General features: G+C 31.6%; 17 protein-coding genes. 2 read left to right on the forward strand and 15 right to left on the reverse strand.

Annotated elements, in window-relative coordinates; genetic code table 11:
- Window positions 1-7: 7 nt before the first annotated feature.
- The 5 genes from pdxR to C1I91_RS17435 form a co-directional block, all read right to left on the reverse strand.
- Window positions 8-1,456, reverse strand: a complete 1,449-nt coding sequence (gene pdxR / locus C1I91_RS17415; protein ID WP_128214011.1) for a MocR-like pyridoxine biosynthesis transcription factor PdxR — start codon at window positions 1,454-1,456, stop codon at window positions 8-10.
- Between the two features lie 14 nt (window positions 1,457-1,470).
- On the reverse strand, window positions 1,471-2,361 hold the full coding sequence (locus C1I91_RS17420) for a D-alanine--D-alanine ligase (protein WP_128214012.1): 891 nt from the start codon (window positions 2,359-2,361) through the stop codon (window positions 1,471-1,473).
- Window positions 2,362-2,681: 320 nt separating this feature from the next.
- Window positions 2,682-6,035 (reverse strand): FtsX-like permease family protein, encoded by a 3,354-nt coding sequence (locus C1I91_RS17425; protein ID WP_128214013.1) that lies wholly within the window; start codon window positions 6,033-6,035, stop codon window positions 2,682-2,684.
- Between the two features lie 3 nt (window positions 6,036-6,038).
- Window positions 6,039-6,743: an ABC transporter ATP-binding protein gene (locus C1I91_RS17430; protein WP_128214014.1), complete on the reverse strand. Its 705-nt coding sequence runs from the start codon at window positions 6,741-6,743 to the stop codon at window positions 6,039-6,041.
- A gap of 218 nt (window positions 6,744-6,961) precedes the next feature.
- Window positions 6,962-7,579, reverse strand: coding sequence for a TetR/AcrR family transcriptional regulator (locus tag C1I91_RS17435; protein WP_128214015.1), 618 nt, complete (start codon window positions 7,577-7,579; stop codon window positions 6,962-6,964).
- 205 nt (window positions 7,580-7,784) lie between these two features.
- On the opposite strand from C1I91_RS17435, the gene C1I91_RS17440 reads away from it, so the two are divergent.
- A complete protein-coding gene (locus tag C1I91_RS17440; RefSeq protein ID WP_128214016.1) occupies window positions 7,785-8,594 on the forward strand; it encodes a DUF368 domain-containing protein in 810 nt (269 codons plus the stop codon).
- 220 nt (window positions 8,595-8,814) lie between these two features.
- On the opposite strand, the gene C1I91_RS17445 is transcribed toward C1I91_RS17440, so the two are convergent.
- The 9 genes from C1I91_RS17445 to kdpF all read right to left on the reverse strand — a co-directional run bounded on the left by C1I91_RS17445 (window position 8,815) and on the right by kdpF (window position 19,598).
- On the reverse strand, window positions 8,815-9,561 hold the full coding sequence (locus C1I91_RS17445) for a hypothetical protein (RefSeq protein WP_128214017.1): 747 nt from the start codon (window positions 9,559-9,561) through the stop codon (window positions 8,815-8,817).
- 261 nt (window positions 9,562-9,822) lie between these two features.
- The gene (locus C1I91_RS17450) at window positions 9,823-10,959 is read right to left on the reverse strand and encodes a sensor histidine kinase KdpD (protein WP_128214018.1); all 1,137 of its coding nucleotides are present in this window, start codon (window positions 10,957-10,959) and stop codon (window positions 9,823-9,825) included.
- A 250-nt stretch (window positions 10,960-11,209) separates the two neighbouring features.
- Window positions 11,210-12,328 carry a universal stress protein gene (locus C1I91_RS17455; protein ID WP_128214019.1) on the reverse strand — a complete coding sequence of 373 codons (1,119 nt, stop codon included), beginning with the start codon at window positions 12,326-12,328 and terminating at the stop codon, window positions 11,210-11,212.
- Window positions 12,325-12,933 (reverse strand): response regulator, encoded by a 609-nt coding sequence (locus C1I91_RS17460; RefSeq protein WP_128214020.1) that lies wholly within the window; start codon window positions 12,931-12,933, stop codon window positions 12,325-12,327. The genes C1I91_RS17455 and C1I91_RS17460 overlap by 4 nt, the downstream gene beginning before the upstream one ends.
- A 124-nt stretch (window positions 12,934-13,057) precedes the next feature.
- Window positions 13,058-14,863 (reverse strand): ATP-binding protein, encoded by a 1,806-nt coding sequence (locus C1I91_RS17465; RefSeq protein ID WP_164880569.1) that lies wholly within the window; start codon window positions 14,861-14,863, stop codon window positions 13,058-13,060.
- A 208-nt stretch (window positions 14,864-15,071) separates the two neighbouring features.
- Window positions 15,072-15,710, reverse strand: coding sequence for a K(+)-transporting ATPase subunit C (locus tag C1I91_RS17470; protein ID WP_128214022.1), 639 nt, complete (start codon window positions 15,708-15,710; stop codon window positions 15,072-15,074).
- 17 nt (window positions 15,711-15,727) lie between these two features.
- Complete coding sequence (gene kdpB, locus C1I91_RS17475) at window positions 15,728-17,782, reverse strand: potassium-transporting ATPase subunit KdpB (protein WP_128214023.1); 2,055 nt, start codon at window positions 17,780-17,782, stop codon at window positions 15,728-15,730.
- Between the two features lie 23 nt (window positions 17,783-17,805).
- Window positions 17,806-19,485 carry a potassium-transporting ATPase subunit KdpA gene (kdpA, locus tag C1I91_RS17480; RefSeq protein WP_128214024.1) on the reverse strand — a complete coding sequence of 560 codons (1,680 nt, stop codon included), beginning with the start codon at window positions 19,483-19,485 and terminating at the stop codon, window positions 17,806-17,808.
- A gap of 35 nt (window positions 19,486-19,520) precedes the next feature.
- Entirely contained in the window at window positions 19,521-19,598 is a 78-nt protein-coding gene (gene kdpF, locus C1I91_RS29820) for a K(+)-transporting ATPase subunit F (RefSeq protein WP_128216029.1), read from the reverse strand.
- 883 nt (window positions 19,599-20,481) lie between these two features.
- Here kdpF and C1I91_RS17490 point away from each other — a divergent pair.
- Window positions 20,482-21,063, forward strand: a complete 582-nt coding sequence (locus tag C1I91_RS17490) for a DUF1349 domain-containing protein (RefSeq protein WP_128214025.1) — start codon at window positions 20,482-20,484, stop codon at window positions 21,061-21,063.
- Window positions 21,064-21,408: 345 nt separating this feature from the next.
- Here the strand turns inward: C1I91_RS17490 and C1I91_RS17495 are convergent, their stop codons facing one another.
- A complete protein-coding gene (locus tag C1I91_RS17495; protein ID WP_128214026.1) occupies window positions 21,409-22,572 on the reverse strand; it encodes a VanZ family protein in 1,164 nt (387 codons plus the stop codon).
- Window positions 22,573-22,654: the final 82 nt, after the last annotated feature.

Here is a 22,654-nt window from a genome sequence, read left to right on the forward strand (position 1 = left end):
ATAGAACTTACTTATCAGCGATTTTCTTAACTTCTTCACCGATAATTCTTATACCACTTTCAATATCCTCAAGTCTTACCTTAGAAAATCCTATTCTCAAGGTGTCTTTTCCACTACCATCTGTATAGAATATATCTCCTGGAGTAAAAACCACACCTCTCTTATAGCAGCCTTCTAAAACTTTTCTAGAGTCAATGCCTTTAAGTTTTACAAATATATGCAAGCCACCTTCTCCCATTATAAACTCATTTGGGATGTTTTTCATTACTTCTGCAGAAGTAAAGCTATATTTTTCTCTATAGTGCTTTCTAACCTTTTTTAGATATTTATTAAAGGCTCCGCTTTTCATATAGTTGTATAGAAGTGCTTGATCTAAAAATGAGCTGTGAATATTCCTTGCTCTTTTCACACTCTCCAAAGTACCAAGTAATTTCTTATCTGCAAGAATCCAACCTATTCTAAGACCTGGAAAAAGTATTTTAGATAGACTTCCAACATAAATAACTCCATTTCCCCTTCCACATAAGCTTGCCAATGGAGGAACATGAGAACTTGAATATAGAAGTTCTTCATTGAAACCATCCTCTATAAGAGGTACAGAATATCTTTTAAATATTTCTAGAACATTTCTTCTATGTTCTCCCTTCATCACTATACCTGTAGGATTGTGGTAGGAAGGTATTATAAACCCTAACTTTGGTTTATTACTTTTAAGCAAATTCTCAAGCTTTACAAGATCCATACCTTCTTCTGTCATATCAACTCCTACAATGTTTAGTCCATGAGCCCTCATTATTTTTAAAGCTGTATTATGAGTTGGATTTTCACATATTATTGTATCCCCAGGCTCCGTTAAAGAATTTATAAGTATATCGAAAGCTTCTGTAAATCCATTTGTTATTAAGATATCCTTGCCCTTTATATCTACACCTTTATTGGCCATATATTCTAGCAAATACTCTATAAGCGGTTTATAACCTTGAGCATACCCATAATTCAAGATTTTTTCTCCTTGAAAAGACCAAGTATTTAAAAAAGCTCTTTTAAATTCTTCAATATCAAACAAAGTTTCATCTGGAGCAATGCTCTTAAAGGAAATCATACCTCTTTCCCATGGAAGTTCCGTTTTTATTATATCTAAATCTTCACAGGTACTAGCATAGGTATTTATTCTAGAATCCCACTTTATATCAAAGTCTTCCTCTTTAACTTTAGCTATAGTATTGACAAAAGTGCCTTTTCCCTTAATACTTTCTATGATACCTTCGCTTTCTAAATTTTCATAAGCTGTCACCACTGTACTTCTGCTTATTTTTAATATTTCACTTACTTCACGGGTAGAAGGGAGCTTACTTCCCTTTTGAAGCAGCCCCCTGATTATGCTTTCTTTTATATGCTTTTCAATCTGTATATAAATTGGTTCTTCTTTATTAAAATCAAAGAATGAAAAAATCAAATATATCCCACCTTCTAAACTAATGAGTATTCTATTATTTTGTCTAAAAGCTCACTATACTCCATATTGGCACCTTTTGCACTTCTTGGAAATAAGGAACCTTTTGTCATTCCTGGAGCAGTATTTAATTCTAAGACATATGGAATACCACTACTTACTATAATATCAACTCTTACATAAGCTTTGCAATCAAATATATCCCAACATTTCTTCCCTATAACTTCCATCTTACCTTGTAACTCTGGAGAAAGCTTTACTACTTCTTCTTTAGTTTTCTCATCGAAATATTTTGATTTGTAATCAAAAAAAGTACTGCTTGCTTTAATCTGAAGTATAGGAAAGACCTGACCATTTAATAAAGGTATAGTGTACTCCTCTCCCTTTATATACTCCTCTACTAATAACTCATTATCAAACTTAAAAGCTTCTTTAATGGCTTTTTCCAGTTCTACTCTTTCTCTTACTATAAAGGTGCCAATACTAGAACCACCTGAGTTTGGCTTAACAACCATAGGATAACCTAAACTCTCTAGACTTTCTATATCATAACAATTATTTTTTATGCTTATCTCCTTTGCTACTGTTAAGCCACCATCTCGCATTACTCTCTTTGCTTGTTTCTTGTTCATGCATAAGGCACTGGTTAGCACATTACAACCAGAATAAGGTATTCCCATTCCTTCAAGCAAAGCCTGTACAGTACCATCTTCCCCAAAGGCCCCATGGAGAGCTATAAATGCAAAGTCTATATCTTTAACTTTATCATAAATTTCAACCTTAGAATCTATTATTATTGGAACAACCTCATATTTATTTTTATCTAAATTATTCACCACTTCATTTCCAGATAAAAGAGAAATTTCTCTTTCTGATGATATTCCACCCATTAAAACTCCAATTTTCATTTAAATCTCACTCCTTATACTTGTATATAGCTATCTATAACAATAGTATAAGAGTACATTAGCAAATAATTAAGTACCACCTTATGGGAGTTTTCATATAAAAGTGGTTTGAAATATAAAAAGTTTTATAAGTAAAGTTTTCATAATACAGAAGTTTAACATCAATTTTTTATAATCTGGTATAAAGCAAAAAGCAGCTGGATGGGGGAATCCAACTGCTTTCTTTTATTTGTAAGTGTGGTCGATCGATTTATTAATTTTATTATATAAGCAGATTATTAACACAGTATTACTAATTTAAGAATAATTAGTTAACAATTTTATTCCGCATTCTTTAAAGATTCAATCATATCGATTTTGTCAAATCTCTTATACATAGCTAGATTTACTATAACAGAGAAAAGAATTGTTAACAGAATTGAATATAAAAAGTAAACAGGCTTTATAGTTCTTAAAAACATTATTACATTGGTTTCAGCAGTAGATACCACAAAACTGTTTATAAATATACCTACTCCAATACCTACTAAACTTCCTATAATCGTTAAAATCATATTTTCTCTGTATATATATGCTGCTAGTTCTGGGTTATAAAAGCCTAAAAGCTTAATGGTTGCAAGCTCTCTTCTTCTTTCATTTATATTTATATTAGTAAGATTATAGATTACCACAAACGCAAGAACTCCAGCTGAAGCAATAAGCAGTAAAACTACTGAATTTATACTATCCATACTCTTGTTAAAATCAAGATGTGTATTGCTCTTAAAACTTGTTGCCCCCAACTTATCTATGTTAGAAAAACTTTCAGCTATTTTGTTTTGACTTTCTTGAGATTTATCTTTCACACGTCCATAGAATGAGCTATACTTTGTATCTTCCCCCGTAAGGTTTCTATAATACTTAGGACTCATATAAATATAATGTTGCACGTAGTGTTCTGTTATATCTGAAATCTTAGCTTTTATAACTTTATCGTTGACACTTATTTCTATAGTGTCTCCTACCTTTTTGTTAACAAGCTTAGATAGCTTTTCAGTTATTATAACTCCATCATCTTTAAGTTCTAGTTTCTTTTCCTTCATAGATAACTTCACATAGTTATTTAACTCAGAAGGCTTATCAGGTACCACTAAATATGCATCTTCTTTAGAAGCATCAGTCTTATTAACTGTCGCATTCTTAGAATAAGTGAATAAAATAGATTTGATATTGCTATTACTCATAACTTTATTTTCTATGCTCTGCTTTTCGCTATTATCTATATTTTGAGTCAAGGAAGTTTGCATATCATAAATATAGATTTCATTGAACTGCTTCTCAACAGCACCTATGATTCCATCCTTAAGTCCATATCCAGTTATCATAAGTCCTGTACAAGCCGATATGCCAATTACCGTCATAAAAAATCTCTGCTTATATCTAAATATATTTCTTGCAGTTACCTTCCTCGTAAAGCTTAATCTTTTCCAGAAGAAAGCAATTCTTTCAAGCAATATTTTCTTACCTGACTTAGTCGGCTTTGGTCTTAAAAGTGATGCTGGAACTTCCCTTAGTTCACCTAAAGTGGCGGCAACTGCCGCTATTGTTGTGAATAGTATTGCTACTAAGCATGCTTCAATAGCTAACTTAAAATTAAATGGCGCTATTGCCTTAGGTATAGCATAAAGTGAGGTATATGCTTTCATAATTAGTGGAGGAAATAATCTGAAACCAAAGGATATTCCAATAATACTTCCCATTAAACTGGCAGATAGTGAATATATCAAGTAATGTGCAACTATTGAGGCTCTTGAATAGCCTAAAGCCTTAAAGGTACCAATCTCAATTCTATTTTCCTGCACCATTCTTGTCATAGTTGTAAGACTTACAAGTGCAGCTACTAAGAAAAATATAAGTGGAAAGGCTTTTCCTATGTTATCGATTCTATCACTGTCTTGCCTGTAATTTTCGTATCCCACATTCTGAGACCTTCCAAGAACATACCATTCAGGATTTTTTATATCCTTCAATTTATCTCTATTCTTTTGAATCTCCTCTTCCCCTTCTTTTATCTTGGTATTTGCTTTATCTTCTTCTTCCTTTAGCTTTGCAGCATTATCATTTAGCTCTTTTTCCCCATCTTCAAGCTTCTTTTTAGCATCATTTATCTTTGTAATACCTTCTGTCTTACCTTTTTCTAAATCCGCTTCTGCTTTAGATATTTTTATCTTATTAGCTTCAAGTTCTTTTCTTCCTGCTATAAGCTGCTGCTCTCCCGCAAGAAGGGTTCTCTCCTTAGCAGAGATTTCATTTCTTTTACTTGAGATTTCTTTCATACCAGCATCAAACTGAGTTTTGCTTCCAGTTAGAGCTTGTGAATTTGGTATTTGACTTAGCATACCACTGGTAATAAGGAAGTTGTAGATTGAATCAAAATCTTTTCCTTTAACTTGAGTGTTATAAGCTTGATTAAGCCCATTGTATTGAGCTAAAAGTGCCACATTATTTGGGTCTTTATCTAAGCTCGTTTTTAAAGTGGCAAGCTGTGCTTCCAGTGAAGAAGCTATAGAAGCTGCTGCCTGGTTTTTTCCAGCAACAATTTTAGCTTCGCCTTCATCTAGCTGCTTTCTGCCAGAAGCTATTGCATTCTTTCCATTTTCTATGTCAGCAGCACTAGCATTTAGCTTTGCTTCACCAGTACTAATAGCTTTTTTCCCATCTGATAGCTGCTTTTGTCCATCTGCAATCTTTTTATTATATATATCTTGATTTTTATTAAGCTCTACCTTACCTTGCTCAAGTTTATTTCTTCCATCATCAAGCTTCTTATGAGCATCTGCAAATTTATCTGCTGCTTCCTTCTTGGAGCTGTTAAGCTTATCTTCTGCTTCTTTCAACTTATCTTCCGCAGAGTTCATAACTTCGGCATATCTAACCTTACTTCTCTCTACTCCAAGCTCCTTAAAGTTTTTATCCATATCAGCAACATCAGCTTTATATTTGTCGTTATCTAAGAGACTGTTTTTGCCTACTTCCTTATCTGCTTTTACATAAATCTCAGTAAATACTTCACTCTTAAACACTTCTGGCAATATGTACACAAAGCCTTTTACAGAGCCGTTCCCCACTGAGCTCAGTTGCCTTTGACCAGAAATGTACATTGGAGACTTAGCGGTCCCTACGATTTCAAATTCAGCATTTTTTAGATTATCTTCAATATTTGTATCGTTACCTGAAGCAAATTTAATTTTATCTCCTAGCTTAAACTTATATTCCTTTAAGAAGTTCTCTTCCACAATAGTTTCATTTGCACTAGTTGGTCTTCTACCACTAGTAAGAAGTATGCTATTTATAGAATTTTCCTTAGGAAGAGTATTTATGTTTAACACTAGTTCATGATTGTCTTTTTCAATAACAGCATCAATTGAGTATGCTCCCTCAGCATCAATTACTCCCTTTTGCTTCTTTACTTCATCCAAATCTCCCTTTGTAAGACCCAAGGTAGATATAAGTTTAAAATCCATGAAGTTAGTATCATTTAGGTATACATCTGCCGATGTTTTCATATCTGGGCTAGTAGCTCTTACACCTGCATAAAAAGCTACTCCTACTGCTATAATTACTACTATAGACAAGAATCTTGAAAGGGTCTTTTTAATATCTCTAAATAAGTTTTTAAAAAATGTTTTCTTCATAATTTACCACTCGATACTTTCTATTGGTACTGGATTCTCATTTTTCTTAACACTTTCAACCTTCCCGCTTTTAACAGTTATTATCTTATCTGCTATAGGTGCAATAGCAGTGTTATGAGTGATAACTATAACAGTCATATTATATTTCTTAGAGGTGTCAGAAAGAAGCTTTAATATTGACTTACCAGTGTTATAGTCTAAAGCTCCTGTAGGTTCATCACAAAGGAGCAATTTAGGATTCTTAGCTAAAGCTCTTGCAATAGAAACTCTTTGCTGTTCTCCTCCAGATAACTGAGAAGGAAAATTGTTAATTCTGTGTTCAAGACCTACGTTTTTAAGTACTTCTACTGGATTCATAGGTTCTTTACATATCTCCACAGCTAGTTCTACATTCTCTACCGCATTTAGATTTTGAACCAAATTATAAAATTGAAATACAAAACCAATATCTTCTCTTCTATACTTTGTAAGCATTTTGGTGTTATATTTACTTATCTCATTGCCATCAACAAAAATTTGACCTTCAGTAACCTGATCCATCCCACCTAAAAGATTAAGTATAGTTGACTTTCCAGCTCCACTTGCACCGAGTACAATGACGAATTCTCCTTTTCCAATAGAGAAAGAAACATCATCTACTGCTTTAATAACAACTTCGCCCATGGTATAACTTTTTTTTACATTCTTTAACTCAATAAAATTCCCCATTGAATTCCCTCCATGTTCATTTGTGAACCTTTGTTCTCTTTTAACTTAAAACTTCGGTAAAATAACCTTCTTTAAGGATACTATAAGAGTAACAAATTTGATCTTCTAATACATTGATATAAAGTTTCATCTTTTGCATTTTCCTGGCATCTTTACTTAAGCATATTATATAATTTTCATATTATAGGGAACCAACTTCAACTATTAATTTATACTTTTTATAAAGGTTCCCTACAAATTTCTACATACTCAAGTTTTGATAAAACATCTTTGAAAAATAAGTCAATCAGATCAAGTATAAGCTTTCTAACCACATAACTTTCACTTTTTTCTTTCAAAATAATTGCTATACTTTCAACTAAGCTATAAGAAAGAAGATATATTATAAAATTATCTTTTATTTTCCTATTTTGAAGCGAAAGTTCATATTCCATTACTTCTGTTACAATTCTAGTTATGAAATCTATAAAAGTTGTTTTACAGTTTTCATATTTTGAGCCTTCACTTTTATTAAGAAGAATTGATAGTTCAAGTCTATTGTCATCAAATATCTCCATTATCTTTTCCAAAAGATCATAAAAAATATCTTCAGCCTTATCATTTAGCTCTACTTTTTTGAACTGACTTATATAATCCATAACTTTGTGGTAAACGGAACCAATAACACTCTCATATAGCTCTTCTTTACTTTCAAAGTATTTATATATATTTCCCACAGAAGTACCAGCATTCTTAGCTATATTTCTTACTGAAGCCGATTTATATCCCTTACAATCGAATTCCTTAATAGCCTCTTCTATTATGCTTTTTCTTATTTCATCCTTTTGATATTGCATTAGAAAACCTCCGTTCACTTTTAAAAGTTTACTCTTAAAAATTTCTAATGTCAACCTTAGCTGAGTATGCCAGCCAATAATTACTTTGTTAAATTTACGTAAAACTTATTTCATACAGTCAAAGTATATCGTATAATCTATTTGTTTAAAGGTTTAATATAAACCTTTAATAACATATTAAATATTTTTTATAAGGAGTGTTTTAATGAAGTATTTAAGTAGTATATTGAAGGGTGTCTTTATAGGAATAGCCACGGTAGTACCTGGAGTTAGCGGAGGAACTATGGCAATCATCTTAGGAATATATGATGATTTAATACATGCCATGGGTTCATTTTTTACGGACTGGAAAAAACATTCCTTATTTTTGCTACAGGTTGGTTTAGGTGGACTTATAGGGATAGGTCTTTTAAGCAAATTATTAGAAACCATTATAGGTAGATACCCTACTATGATGCAATATCTTTTTATTGGCATTATAATTGGTGGATTACCAGTGCTGTACAATAAAGCTAATACAAAAGTGAAAAAATCTACAGCTGATTTTATTTTTCTTCTGTTAGGATTTGCTATAGTTTTTCTATTAGGCTCTGATCCAAACACAGTTAGCACAATGGCCTCAGGTAAAGAAACTTCAAATTTATTATTTCTTTTTATATCTGGAATAGTAATTGCCATAGCACTTATATTGCCAGGCATCAGTGCTTCTTTTATGCTCTTAACCTTAGGCTTATATGAAACCACTTTAAAAGCTATAAACACACAAAATATCGCTTTTCTACTTCCAATAGGCCTTGGAATATTAGTTGGTACACTAGCCTCCACTAAACTTATAGAAAAGTTTTTAAATAAGTATCCAAACAAAGCCTACATGCTAATAATCGGTTTTGTATTAGGTTCTCTCATTGCAGTATTTCCTGGTATCCCTGTTGGATGGGACATCATATCCTCAACTATTGCATTCATAATAGGTTTAAGTGGTATTCACTTATTCAGTAGTAAAGTTTCTAACTAATAAATCTAATTTTTCATTATCCTTAAATATATATCAGTTCAGCCAAAAAATAAGGTTATTAAAATACTAGCTTTATCTCCAGCAGAATTGAATTATATTCCACTTAATCCACTAGACAAATAAGCCACTTTCATCAAAATATCTTATAGATTTTTGATAGAAGTAGTACATCTATAAGTAAAATAAAAAGGAAGTTGTTTTAACTTCCTCTTCATTATCTTTATTCAGAAAATATTTTCTCATATATCTTTAAATCATTTTCACTTTTACCATCTAGAAGCCCATAATAATGATTCTTATCTACATTCTTCTTAATCTTTTTTTCTGTAATTATATCATTAAGAACCTGTATTGCATCTAACCTACCACCTTCATTATAAATGGTGCTAGCCGCATTAAAAGACTTACCATCTTTAAGATTTATATTATACACCAAATCTGTATAACCTCTCCCTCTTGTCTTAGCTTTTATATCACAAGATACGATATCATTATAACTATATGTTATCTCTTTTGATTGAATGATATTATGCCTTATTATCTTGTTAGGTGAGAGTTCATAATAATTTTTTATGCTATAAAGAAACGCTGTGGATAAAAATACAAATATCATAAGAAAACATACATTGTATCTAAAAGAACCAATCTTACTCTTTGAAGGTATCTCATTTATTGTTCCAAAGCTTATTTCATATACCACATATCTTTTGGAAAGTCGTAAAATAACAAAATACAAAACCAGGGTTAGTATGACTATTGCAGGAATCACTGAATATATAGCCGTGTTTAAAAAAGTATTAGAAATTAAGAAGCTTTGGGCTTGCCTATTGTTTACCACAAGCTTATCTACCATTAACTCTATACCAAATAAATATAACAAACAGACTAATATCAGTAATATTCCAATACCAATTCTCTTTATAAGTTGTCCCATATTTTCTACATCATTAAAAAAGCCACTACCCATGGTTAAATCCCCCTAATAAATACCATCCTCTTTAGTTTTATAATGAATATTAATTCATAAAATGTGCATCATGGTTATTATAAGATATATTGAATAAAAATTCCCATGAATATTGTCGAATCAAATTATTTTTTATTATTATGGATTCAAGTGGTACATCTTTATATGTACCACTTCATACTTAAGTTCATATTTATAAAAGCTCCTCTCAAAACCCAGAGGAGCTTTTATAAATAGTGTTCTGATTGAAGTGGTACAGCTTTAGTTAGGGATTATATGAAATTCTACACCTTCTGTATTTTTTATAAGTCTTGTAAGCATCTTCATTCTAAAATAACTTCTAAATCTTTTCTTGAACGAAATATTATTTCCTATAATTACGAATGTAATATAATTCTCACTTATATATTTACATAATGACTTAATGTAAGACTTACTCTCAACAACTAAAAACTTGGCTCCTACCCTTTCAGATATTGTTTTTAGCCTAAGCTCTAGTTGAGATAGCTTGCTACTACCTAGATTAAATAGGTTAGTTTCTCTTATATAAATAACAAATATTTCAGAATTAAATCTTTCTGCCATCTTTTCTCCTCTAACAACTAATTTCCTAGAAGCAGCTTCTGAATCTATTATCACCATTATTCTCTCTGCCACATGCCAATTTAAATTTATATTTTTTTGTTTCATATAATTATATAAATCTGTATCAACCTCCTCAGCTACTGCTTTTAAGCAAATACTTCTTAAAGCATTTAGAGTATTCTTATTATAATAGTTTTCAATTCTACTGTTGTAGTATTCCTTGAATACTTTTCCTTCCCTAAATCTTTTTATTAGTTCTTCTGGTGGTAAGTCAACCACTATAACCTCATCTGCTTTGTCTATAACCTCATAAGGAACCAACTCCGAAACATCTACCCTAGTAATATTAGTAGTTAAAAAGTTTAAGCTTTCTATATGTTGCACATTAAGAGTGGTTATAACATTTATACCAGCACTGAGAATCTCTAGCACATCCTGGTATCTTTTTTTATTCTTTGACGACGGTGGATTACTATGTGCTAACTCATCTATCAAAACAACCTCAGGTTTTAACTGTATTATTCTATCTACATCAGGCTCATAAAATATCTTACCTTTGTATTTAATCTCCTTTAAAGGAACCTGCTCAATTCCTTCCTTATTTTTTTCTGTATCTGCTCTATTTTGAGTTTCTAGATATCCTATGACAACATTCTGCCCATATTTTATCCTTCTTTTTGCTTCATTTAGCATAGAATAAGTTTTTCCTACTCCTGGAGCATAGCCTAAAAATATCTTCAATTTCCCACGATAGGAACCTTCAGCAATCTTTAAAGCTAACTCCGGACTTGTTCTTATAAACTTACTGCACATTCTATTACCTCTTAAATTTTAATTTTCTGCTTATCTATTCATATAGCAAGCGCTATAGGGAAACAGCTTTAACTATTAATTTATATATGCATGATGATCCACAGAATCCTGGATCATCTTATCCACAGAAGCCGGATTTACCAAACATACATAAATTGAGTTTTCGTAAATGATACCTATATATTTCATTTCTTAAAGTTATTAGAACTTTCGCTAAACATATGAACCTTTTTGCTAATAAAATTGAATTTTAGTAAGGTATTATATGGTACTCTACATTTCTTGAATATTTAAGAAGCTTGCTTATTGTTGATCCTCTAAGGATAGTCTGAAGCTTTGTTCTTTTGCTTTTCCCAATTATAACCTGAGTTGCATCAATTGATTTAATAAATTTGCTTAATTCCTTGGAGATGCTATTACCTTTAAGCATTTTAAAACTTCCTCCAACAGATATAGTTAACTTTCTATATTTCTCCAATATTTCTATATCTTTTTCACTAATCCCTGGAGCAAACCTATGAGTACATTCTACAGCTACTACTATAAAATCACATTTAAGAGCCTTAGAGATCCGTGCTCCTCTTCTAATTAAATTTATAGCTTTAGGATTGGAGCTTACGCATACAACTACCTTGTCCCTTTTTATTGCTTTTTCTCCAAAAAACTGGTTAATACCTTCATTAAGGTATTTACTAGTCCCCATAGATGCTTCAATTAGTGCCATTTCTCTAAGAGCCGTAAGATTACCTTTTCTAAAGAAATTATTTAAGGCTCTACCTATTATTTCGGTATTGTATATTTTCCCTCTAGCTAGCCTATTTATTAATGCATCTGGAGTTAAATCTACAAATACTATTTCATCAGCAGAGTTTAATACATAATCAGGTATTGTTTCATTAATACTTATCTCTGTTATTCTTTCAACCACATCATTCAAGCTCTCTAAATGCTGAATATTTAAAGTTGATATTACATTTATTCCGTACTCTAAAATCTCCTCAATATCTTCATATCTTTTAGTATTTTTGCTACTAGGAACATTAGTATGAGCAAGCTCGTCTATTAATACATACCTAGGATTTATTTCTATAATCTTCTCTTTATCCAATTCCTCAAATATCTTATCTCTATATTGTATCTTTTTCCTTGGTACCATAGGCAGGTCATTTATTTGTTCTTCTGTATCAAGCCTTCCGTGAGTTTCTAGATATCCAATAATAATGTCTTCCCCTGCCTTGAGCATTTCATTGGCATCCTTTAGCATGGTATAGGTTTTCCCTACTCCAGGTGCATAACCAAGATATATCTTTAATCTTCCTTTTTTAATACTACTCATACATACCTCTAAACCTAGCTCAATATAATTCATTTAAACATATCATATATACTATTAAACCTTACAGCTTGTTCCAAATCACCTATACCTTCATTAACCTTACTAATTAGTTTATAAATTTCTTTATTATAGGGATTTATAGCTAAAGCTTTTTTTAAATTACTAAAAGCTTCATCATAACTACCAATATCTATTTGTTCTTTAGCAGCTTTTATATATACTTCTTCAATAAGATCAATCTTTTCACAATTTATATCATCTTTATTAGCTTTGTTGCTATCTTCGAATTCATCTATGACAGAGTTAACTCTTTCAGGTGAAAATGGCTTTTGAAGATAAGCAAATGCTCCAAGTTTAGTGCAGTCTATGGCATTTTTTACTGTTGCAAAGGCTGTCATTATTATAACAGCACAGTTTATATTTTTACCTCTTAATTCTTTTAGCACTTCAGTACCACTGATGCCAGGCATTCTTATATCTAAAAAGATAAGATCTATTATCTCTCCTTGACTTTCTATGATTTCTAAAGCCTTTGCTCCATTTTCCGCTAATACTACCTGGTAATCTCTTATTTCCAAACAAGTCCTTAGCATATTTCTTATATTTTTCGTATCATCTATAATTAGAACTTTTTTCATTATTGCTCCTTTATTAACTAAAAAACACATATATTTGTCTAATAAATACTTGACCCACCACAATAAATTTAGTTTTTGGCAATTTAGAGTATATTAAGAAATAAAATTATATTACAAATTTCTTTTAACCTATATCCTCTGTATCTCTTACTGGTAGACAGAATATAAACTTACTTCCTTTTTCAAGCTCACTTTCACACCATATATCTCCACCGTGGGCTTTAACAATATCCTTTGCGATAGCAAGTCCTAAGCCTGTGCTCTCTGGCATAACCTCAAACCCCTCAACTCTAACAAATTTTTCAAAGATCTTTTCAATAAATTCCTTTGGTATACCTCTACCAGTATCCTTAACGTATATAAATACATTACTATCATCTTTATAAGCCCCAACAGTTATAGAACCTTTCTCAGTGTATCTAATTGCATTAGAAATTATGTTATTAAGAACCCAGGATATTTTTTCACTGTCTCCAACTATATTTGGCAACTTATCTTCTATTTCATAATAAATTGATATTTTTTTACCTTCTATAAGCTTTTTGAACTTACTTATAGATTTATAAATTATCTCTAACATATTACAGGATTCCATATCAAAGGCAGCCTTATCGGTTTCCAGCTTTGATATCTTTAAAAGATTCATTACAAGACCATTTAATTTCTCAACATCTTCCTTTAGAGTATCCAATATTCTATTTTGCTTTTCATTCAACGCTCCTAACTTTTTATCATTTAAAAGTCCTACCCCCATCATAAGTGAAGTAAGTGGAGTTTTAAGTTCATGAGAAACGGTGCCTATAAAATCTGTTTTAATCATTTCTAAATGCTTGAGTTCACTTACATCCTTAAAGAAAACTATAGCTCCGTCAATCTTTTGGTCTTTATCCTTTATCAGCCTAACTGTAACATTAAAAAAGTAGTTTCTTTTACCTTTACTTATTTCAATAATCTCTCCATCCTCTTCAAGATCTTCCTTTAATATTCTAAATACATAATCATATACATCAACTCTCTTAACTACCTGTAAGAAATGCATATTTATAATATCCTCTTCTACCATTTCAAAAAAGTCCTCAAAGGCATTATTTATAAATTTAATCTTGAAACTAGAGTCCAATACCATAAGCGGATCTGATATACTTTTCATTACTGTATTAGATCTATTCTTTTCTGCCAAAAGTGTTCCTTTAGTGCTAGTCTCAAAATCATGTAATCGTCTAGTCATATTATTAAATTCTCTAGCAAGTAATCCTATTTCATCATCATTAATTACTGGAGCCTGTTTATCTAAATTACCCTCACGTAAAGATTTGACGGTAGCAATGAGAGAATGTATAGGGTTTAAATATTTGTTTGTCATTATAACCGCTAGAAAGAGCCCAAATATAGCTGCACTTACGAAGATTACAAAGATACTATCTGTAGAATACTCTGCTCTTTTACTAGTAGAGCCTCTTTTTCTAAACATTGCATCTTCATTTAAGGTTGACAGCTTATTTAAATCAGCCTTAATCTTTGTTACTTGTGAATGCACACTGCTTTCATAAAACTTCTTGGCATCTAAACTATCTTTTTGCTGAAGCTCTGAAAACATCTTTGTAAACTCAACATAACTGCTATTTATATCTTCAACAATATTTTCTTCTCCCTTTTCAGTTATATTGTATCTTTCACAATAGAACCATTTATTAAATTCAGCATTATTTTCATTGAACAAAACAGCTGCTTCCTGCTTATCTCCTATTAGATATTTGAGTGCCGCTTTATCTTGCTCATCAACAGCATCATTCATATTATTAGCAGCATTTATGCTTTTATAGTTTTCAGTAATTAATCCATCTATTGATTTTCCTAAAAAATAAATGTTTGACACAGATATTCCACCAACGATTATTATCATAATTACCAGCGCACTATACACTAACATCAATTTACTTTTAATAGTCTTCAAATTTTTCACCTCAAATAAATGTTTATAATCTAAAGTCATAGTCTACATCTACTTCGAATTATAACACTTATTTATCTATTCCGCTTAACAGCCCCATACTACTTCAATCATTAAAATCAAAATAAAGCTTTAACAAATTTACGAAGCTTTATTTTGATAGACTTAGTATCAGAGTGTTGCCGCTTTATAATTTTCCTTGAGCTTTTAATATATCCGCTATTTCAAGATTAAGCATCAATACATTAACTCTTTTCTCTCCAAAAACTCCTAAGGCTCTTTCCTCAGTGTGCTTGGAAATTAAATTTTCCAACTTTTCTTTTGATATGCCTGAAGCTTTAGAAATTGCAGCGACTTGAATTTTTGCTGATTCTGGAGTTATATCCGGATCAAGTCCTGAACCAGAGCTTGTTAATAAATCCGTAGGTATATCTTCCTTTTTAAGACCACTATGACTTTTCAAAAACTCTTCCATATCCTTAGAAACTCTTTCAGCTAAAGCTGGATTTGAAGGTGCTAGATTCTGTGATCCTGAAGCAACTCCGCTATATGCAACTTTTCCATCTTTATCTTGAAGCTTATCTTCCTCTTTGTAAGTGTTATAATTAACTGCTGAAACCCTTCCTCTAAAGAACCTTTCATCTGTAAAGTTTTGTCCAATTAGTTTAGAACCTACAACCTGCCCATTAAATTTAACTAAGCTTCCTTCAGCTTTAGTGGCAAAAAATACTTTTCCAATGCCAGTTATTAATAAAGGATATGCAAGTCCACATAATATAATTAAAATCAAAGTTATTCTTAGTGAAGCTTTAATAATATTTTTCATGATAATCCCTCCGATACTTATAAGCCTAATACTTTTAAAAGTGGTGTTACTAATATATCTATAACTTTTATTCCTATAAATGGTACAATTATTCCACCAACTCCATATAGCAATATATTTTTAAGTAGCATTTTTTCAGTTTTCATAGGCTTGTATTTTACACCTTTCATGGCTATAGGAATCAAAAGTGGAATTATTATAGCATTAAATATTAAGGCTGATAGTACAGCACTTGTAGGAGTAGAAAGAGACATTACATTTATCCTATTCATCTCAGGAATAGCTATAGCAAAGATAGCAGGAATGATAGCAAAATACTTAGCAACATCGTTGGATATACTAAAAGTAGTAAGGGCACCTCTTGTTATAAGAAGCTGTTTTCCTATTTCAACTACCTCCAAAATCTTTGTAGGATCAGAATCTAAATCCACCATATTAGCCGCCTCTTTTGCGGATTGAGTTCCACTATTCATAGCAAGGCCTACATCTGCTTGAGCTAAAGCTGGTGCGTCATTTGTCCCATCTCCAGTCATAGCCACTATCTTTCCTTCTGATTGTTCCTTCTTTATTACAAAAATTTTATCTTCTGGCTTACATTCTGCTATAAAATCATCTACACCTGCTTCTTTTGCTATTGTAGCCGCAGTAAGTGGATTGTCTCCAGTGCACATGACAGTTTTAATTCCCATCTGACGTAATCTCTCAAAACGCTCTACCAAACCTGGCTTCACTGTATCTTTTAGATATATAACTCCTACTATATACTTGTCTACTGCAACTACTAAAGGCGTACCACCTAGTTTGGATATCTTTTCTGTAACCTCATCCAAGTCACTTGGAATCTCTCCACCTTCTTCTTTAGCAAAGGCTTTTATGGCATCAGTAGCACCTTTTCTTACCTTAATACCATTTTTTATATCAATACCACTCATCCTAGTTTGAGCTGTGAACTCAATAAACTCACTGTCTATATATTCTTTTTCATCCACTACCATATTATTTTTGTTAGCTAACTCTACAATAGACCTTCCTTCTGGTGTGCCATCTTTTACTGAAGAAAGTGCTGCAAATCTAGTAACTTCATCTAAGGTGTGCTTTCCAAGTGGAATAAACTCTGCAGCCATTCTGTTACCAAAGGTTATTGTTCCAGTTTTGTCTAGAATCATAGTATCTACATCTCCACAAGCTTCTACAGCTTTTCCAGACATTGCTATAACATTAAAACGTGTAACCCTGTCCATTCCTGCTATTCCAATTGCTGAAAGTAAACCTCCTATGGTAGTTGGTATCAAACAAACTAAAAGAGCTATTAAAGTAGATATAGGAATCTTAACCTTTGAATAATTAGCCATTGGTAAAAGTGCTACTATTACTATTAAGAAGATTATAGTCAAACTAACCAACAAAGTACTCAATGCAATTTCATTAGGACTTTTTTGTCTCGAAGCACCTTCTACCAGGCTTATCATCTTATCTAAGAAGGACTCACCTGGAGCAGCAGATATTTTTACCTTTAACCAGTCACTTACTACCTTAGTTCCTCCTGTAACAGAGCTAAAATCTCCTCCAGCTTCCTTAAGTACTGGAGCTGACTCACCAGTTATTGCTGATTCATCAACTGAAGCAAGCCCTTCTATGACTACACCATCATTAGGTATTAAATCACCATTTTCAACTAATACAATGTCACCCTTCTTTAATTCGCTGGCACTTATTTCTGTTATAGCTCCGTTCTTATCTAAAAGCTTGGCTTTTGTATCTTTTCTTGTCTTTTTTAAAGTTTCAGCTTGTGCCTTTCCTCTACCTTCTGCCACAGCTTCTGCAAAGTTTGCAAATAGAACAGTTATGAACAATACCAGTGAAACTATTCCATTATATAGTCTTATATTTTGTCCACTATCACCAAAAGCCTTAGGAAATATAGTTAAAAGCATAGTCAATATAAAGCCTATCTCAACTATGAACATTACTGGATTTTTCGCCATGGTTTTAGGATTTAGCTTTATAAATGAATCTTTAAAAGCAGTGAATGCAATTTCTCTATTTATAAACTTTTTACTGTTTCTACTCATTTTAATTACTCCTTTTTAATTGTCTACCTTCCAATAGTTAGATGTTCAGATACTGGGCCCAATACTAAAGCTGGTAAAAATGTAAGTGCACCAATTATGATAACTACTGCTACAAGAATAACTATAAACATCTTGTTATCTGTTTTAAAAGCTGCCTCATTTTCAGGAAGTAATTGTTTTTCAGCTAAAGAACCACCTACAGCTAAAAGTAAAATCATTGAAACATATCTACCTAAAAGCATCACTATACCTGTGGCAGTATTCCAAAATGCAGTGTTATCTATTAAACCTTCAAAGCCCGAACCATTGTTGGCAGCAGAAGATGCATATTGATACAATACCTGTGACAGGCCGTGATAACCTGGATTAGTAATTCCTGCTAGCCCACTATTAATAACTAAGGAAAAGGCTGAAGGTAGCAATATAATTAATGGATGAATTATTATAGCTAGTGCTATTAGCTTCATCTCCTTGCCTTCAATCTTCTTTCTCAAAAACTCTGGCGTCCTTCCTATCATAAGTCCACACAAAAATACAGATAGTATTGCATACATAAGCATGCTCATAAGACCAACACCTTTACCACCAAAAACCACATTCAACATCATATTCCACAAAGCTACCATACCTCCAAGAGGAGTAAGGGAATCGTGCATATTATTTACAGAACCAGTTGTAAAAGCAGTTGTTACAGTTGTAAATAAAGATGATTGTGCTACTCCAAATCTAACTTCCTTTCCTTCCATATTACCTAAGCTTTGCGATAGGCCTGTACTAATTAGTCCAGGATTTCCTGCCTTTTCAGCAGTATAAGCTATAGGTAAAACCAATATAAACAATAGAGCCATTGCAGCAAATATTGTCCAGCCTTGTCTCTTATTCTTAACCATAAGTCCAAAGGTATAAACTAGAGCGCCTGGTAACAGCATCATAGAAAGTAATTCTATTAAATTGCTAATAGCTGATGGATTCTCAAATGGATGGGCTGAATTAGCTCCAAAGAAGCCTCCTCCATTTGTTCCAATATGCTTTATTGCCTCTAAAGCTGCAACTGGTCCTAAAGCTATATCCTGAAGCTTTCCTTCTATTGTGTGTACAGTAATATTAGCGGATAAGGTTTGAGGAACCCCTTGCCACATAAGTATTACTGCAACTATTACTGATAAAGGTATAAAAACCCTAGTTATTATTCTTACTATATCAACGAAAAAGTTACCTACTGTCTTTTTTTCTCCTGTTAGGGCTCTAATAAAAGCTAAGGCTGCTCCAAATCCACTAGCAGCTGAGGTAAACATCATAAAGATTATTACAATCATCTGACTAAAGTAGGACAGGGATGATTCACCACTATAATCTTGAAGATTGGTATTTGTAATAAAGCTTATTGCAGTATTAAAGCTTAAACTCTGCTCCATCCCACTTATATGATTAGGATTTAATAATCCAACCCACTGAATTCTTAAAATTACATATGCTATAATCGCCATAATGGCATTACATACTAATAATGAAATAGCGTATTTTTTCCAGCTCATTTCTTCTTTATTGATGCCACCTACTTTAAAAATAAAGTTATCAACCTTATCAAAGATAGGATCACCAAAAGACTTTTCACCTGTAGCCACTGTATATAAATATTTTCCCATAGGTACTACTAGTAAAATAAATAAAATCAAGGTTAATACTATTTGTAAAATATCCATTTCTGTCCTCCACACTTTATCCTAAATTTCTCTTTTTAAAATTTCTCTGGATTAAATAATGCATATCCAAGATATACAAATAATGCTATAACTAAAATCACTAAAAATATCATACAATTTACCTCTTTCCCTTTAGCCTTGTAACTTGATTTCTATTGAATTATCACAAAACACTACTAGAATATTGAACAAGAAATATATGATAAACATAGCTCCAATAAAAATAATATCTTTTAACATATTAACTCCCCCTTAATCTTTACCTTTCTTGTAGGCTCATTATATATCTCTAATTGTTTTTAGCTAAACCCCTTAGAAAAAGGCATATAGAACTTTTTGCTAGCATTGGTGACCAATTAGATAAACTATCTTATGTTTTCAAAGCCTTAGTTCAAGATATTTAGTTTTTTACAGCTAAATAAAAAAAGCCTATTCTCACACTAGAATTAGGCTTTTTTTAGATGATTTTGTGTTCTCCTCAATTAGTTATATAAAATTATAATCAGTATACGTGGATTTGTAACGATTACTTTCAATTATAAACAGCTATTAAAATGGTGTTTCTGCTAATCTTTTTTTAATTTTTGAATAAATTTTAAAACTCCTGTAATTTTTAAGATAAACTTTAAAATTATAGCTACAATAAAAGTATTATATAATTATATGATAATAGTATGGTTATAACTTCAATTACTAATCTATTAATTCTTGAAGTTCATAGGTAAATGCTTCTCTACAGGGTTCCTAACTCAACTATTAATTTATACATGCCACAAAATCCCCAAAAGCCGGGATTTTATAACAAGTATAAATTAAGTTTTCGTATAGGTTTCCTATATATAACATCATAATTATAATTTTTGTAATTGAATACTATTGTACATGTTCTCATGTAATACTTTTATAAGTCTAACTATACACAAGCTTAATACTTGGTATATAATTACATTGTACTTTCCTAAAACAAATTAAATATTAAAGCTGCGAGGTGTTAATATGTTTAACTTAGATACTCATGATATGAATTGGATCTTCAAACCAAAAGCTTTTGAGGTAACTGAAGATAAGATTGTTATTAAAACAGAAGGAAATACAGATTTTTGGCAGAACACTTATTATAACTTTCAGCATGACAATGCTCCTGCATTACTAGCTTCAACTTCTGAAAAGTTCTTCTCCTTCACTGTTAAAACAACTTTTGATAGTAAAGCTCAGTACGATCAATGTGGCGTTATCATATATCAAGATAGCGATAACTGGTTTAAGGCATCTATCGAATATGAGGATGAACATTATCAAAGACTTGGAAGTGTAGTTACCAATCTAGGCTACTCAGATTGGGCAACAACAGATATTGACTCTAATATAAAATCTATGTACTATAGATTAAGCCGTCGTGGCAGCGACTTTTGTGTTGAAAACTCCTATGATGGAATCACCTTTTATCAGATGAGAATATTTCATCTTTTTAAAGGAGCTGAGGAAATTAATTTTGGAATCTATGCCTGCAGTCCAAGTGAAGCTTCCTTTGATGCAATATTCACTGAAATGAAAGTAACGGAGTGTATGTGGCATTAAAGAGCTTATACTTAGCTCACACATAGACACTAGGTTGAAATTGAGCACTTAACCATAAGCTATATTAAAAATCAATTTAATAAAACTAACATTCTTATTCTGCGCTTAAACAAAAATACGGTACTGTCCACTAGCATTAAAAACTATTAAGACAGCACCGTATTTTTTTCAATCAATCAGTGATATGTATCTTATAGGACCCCCACTTTAACTATTAATTTATACATTCCACAAAGTCTAAAGAAACCACGATTTTCCAATATGCATAACTTAAGTTTTCTCAAAGGATACCTATAATATACTCAGCAGATTTTTATTAAATGAATGTCCCGTATCAATAACTAATTAGTTATGTCCGAAAGAATCCTCCATATCCTTGTCCTCTTTTCCTTTATCGTCATAAAACTTTATGGTTAAATCCTTACATTCCCCTCTGCCAAAGTTATATACATCTGAGTTCTCAGCCAAATTTTCATTAGCTGGATGTGCCACTATAAAGAATTCCTTTGGTTTTAATTCTTCTTTAATTAATTTACCATTAAAATTTATCTCTATTGTCTTAGAACTCTTGTTTTTACCGAAAGCCACCACCTGTGCTTTATGACCATTGTCACTATACAATATATCAACATAATAACCGTGATCTCTATTTCTCATATCCATTTGCACTGAAGCATCCCTAACATACCTATTCCCGATAGTTTTAGGCATATCCTCAAGTTCTAAGTAATCTTTATTATCTATTAGTAAAATCTTATTTTCCTTAAGATTCTTACTAGCTACAAGCTGTCCACTAAATTGATTAAAAGCTTGCACATACAAATCCTTATCTGATAGCTTATTTGAATAAGTGTTCTTGTAAAAAGCAATTGAACATAACACTAAAGTTGCAGCAACCATTACTGATAAGGGTTTTATTGCAAGCCTTAAGAGTTTATTATTTTCTTTATCAGTTATTTTTTCTACTAAATGATTTAATTTAATTATCTTCAATATTTTGTTAAAAATCCTATAGCACACTAGCCCTATAACTGCACCAAAGGTATTTAGTATAACATCATCAATATCTGTAGTATTGTTTGCTGTGAAGTATTGACAAAACTCAATAAATATTGAAGTCATTGCACCATAAAAAGCAATTTTTGATATTTTATTAGTTTTCTCAAATAGGATTGGAAGCATAAACCCAAAAGGAATTAGTACTAAGCTGTTACCAACAACATTATATATTGCTATTCTTAGTGATCCCCTACCATTGAACATGCGAATAGTTTCAATAACAGGTATTATGTTTATGGAACGATTAAAATGAGAGGATATCATAAGCTCTCCCATCTTAAACAAGGTCAAACTAAGAACTACAAGTAAGTATATGAAAAATATATTCATACAAATTTCTCTAAGATAATTTATCTTTTTATTTTTTCTCCAAAGTATTAACCTATATATAACCCAAATAACAAAAGATATAAAAATAATTATTGTAGCACTAACGTTAAACAGACCCATTAAAACCTTCCCCCTACTATAGGAAACCAAGTTCAACTACTAATTTAAACATTCCACAAAATCGCCAGAAGTCGCGATTTTA

The organism is Clostridium manihotivorum, from assembly GCF_004015185.1.
Classification (GTDB): domain Bacteria; phylum Bacillota; class Clostridia; order Clostridiales; family Clostridiaceae; genus Clostridium_AR; species Clostridium_AR manihotivorum.

Excerpts from the sequence above, each read along its gene's own strand:
- C1I91_RS17420 (WP_128214012.1), bottom strand. The coding sequence starts at position 2,361 with ATGAAAATTGGAGTTTTAATGGGTGGAATATCATCAGAAAGAGAAATT.
- C1I91_RS17425 (WP_128214013.1), bottom strand. The coding sequence starts at position 6,035 with ATGAAGAAAACATTTTTTAAAAACTTATTTAGAGATATTAAAAAGACC.
- C1I91_RS17430 (WP_128214014.1), bottom strand. The coding sequence starts at position 6,743 with ATGGGGAATTTTATTGAGTTAAAGAATGTAAAAAAAAGTTATACCATG.
- C1I91_RS17435 (WP_128214015.1), bottom strand. The coding sequence starts at position 7,579 with ATGCAATATCAAAAGGATGAAATAAGAAAAAGCATAATAGAAGAGGCT.
- C1I91_RS17440 (WP_128214016.1), top strand. The coding sequence starts at position 7,785 with ATGAAGTATTTAAGTAGTATATTGAAGGGTGTCTTTATAGGAATAGCC.
- C1I91_RS17445 (WP_128214017.1), bottom strand. The coding sequence starts at position 9,561 with ATGGGTAGTGGCTTTTTTAATGATGTAGAAAATATGGGACAACTTATA.
- C1I91_RS17450 (WP_128214018.1), bottom strand. The coding sequence starts at position 10,959 with ATGTGCAGTAAGTTTATAAGAACAAGTCCGGAGTTAGCTTTAAAGATT.
- C1I91_RS17455 (WP_128214019.1), bottom strand. The coding sequence starts at position 12,328 with ATGAATTATATTGAGCTAGGTTTAGAGGTATGTATGAGTAGTATTAAA.
- C1I91_RS17460 (WP_128214020.1), bottom strand. The coding sequence starts at position 12,933 with ATGAAAAAAGTTCTAATTATAGATGATACGAAAAATATAAGAAATATG.
- C1I91_RS17465 (WP_164880569.1), bottom strand. The coding sequence starts at position 14,863 with ATGTTAGTGTATAGTGCGCTGGTAATTATGATAATAATCGTTGGTGGA.
- C1I91_RS17470 (WP_128214022.1), bottom strand. The coding sequence starts at position 15,710 with ATGAAAAATATTATTAAAGCTTCACTAAGAATAACTTTGATTTTAATT.
- kdpB (WP_128214023.1), bottom strand. The coding sequence starts at position 17,782 with ATGAGTAGAAACAGTAAAAAGTTTATAAATAGAGAAATTGCATTCACT.
- kdpA (WP_128214024.1), bottom strand. The coding sequence starts at position 19,485 with ATGGATATTTTACAAATAGTATTAACCTTGATTTTATTTATTTTACTA.
- kdpF (WP_128216029.1), bottom strand. The coding sequence starts at position 19,598 with ATGATATTTTTAGTGATTTTAGTTATAGCATTATTTGTATATCTTGGA.
- C1I91_RS17490 (WP_128214025.1), top strand. The coding sequence starts at position 20,482 with ATGTTTAACTTAGATACTCATGATATGAATTGGATCTTCAAACCAAAA.
- C1I91_RS17495 (WP_128214026.1), bottom strand. The coding sequence starts at position 22,572 with ATGGGTCTGTTTAACGTTAGTGCTACAATAATTATTTTTATATCTTTT.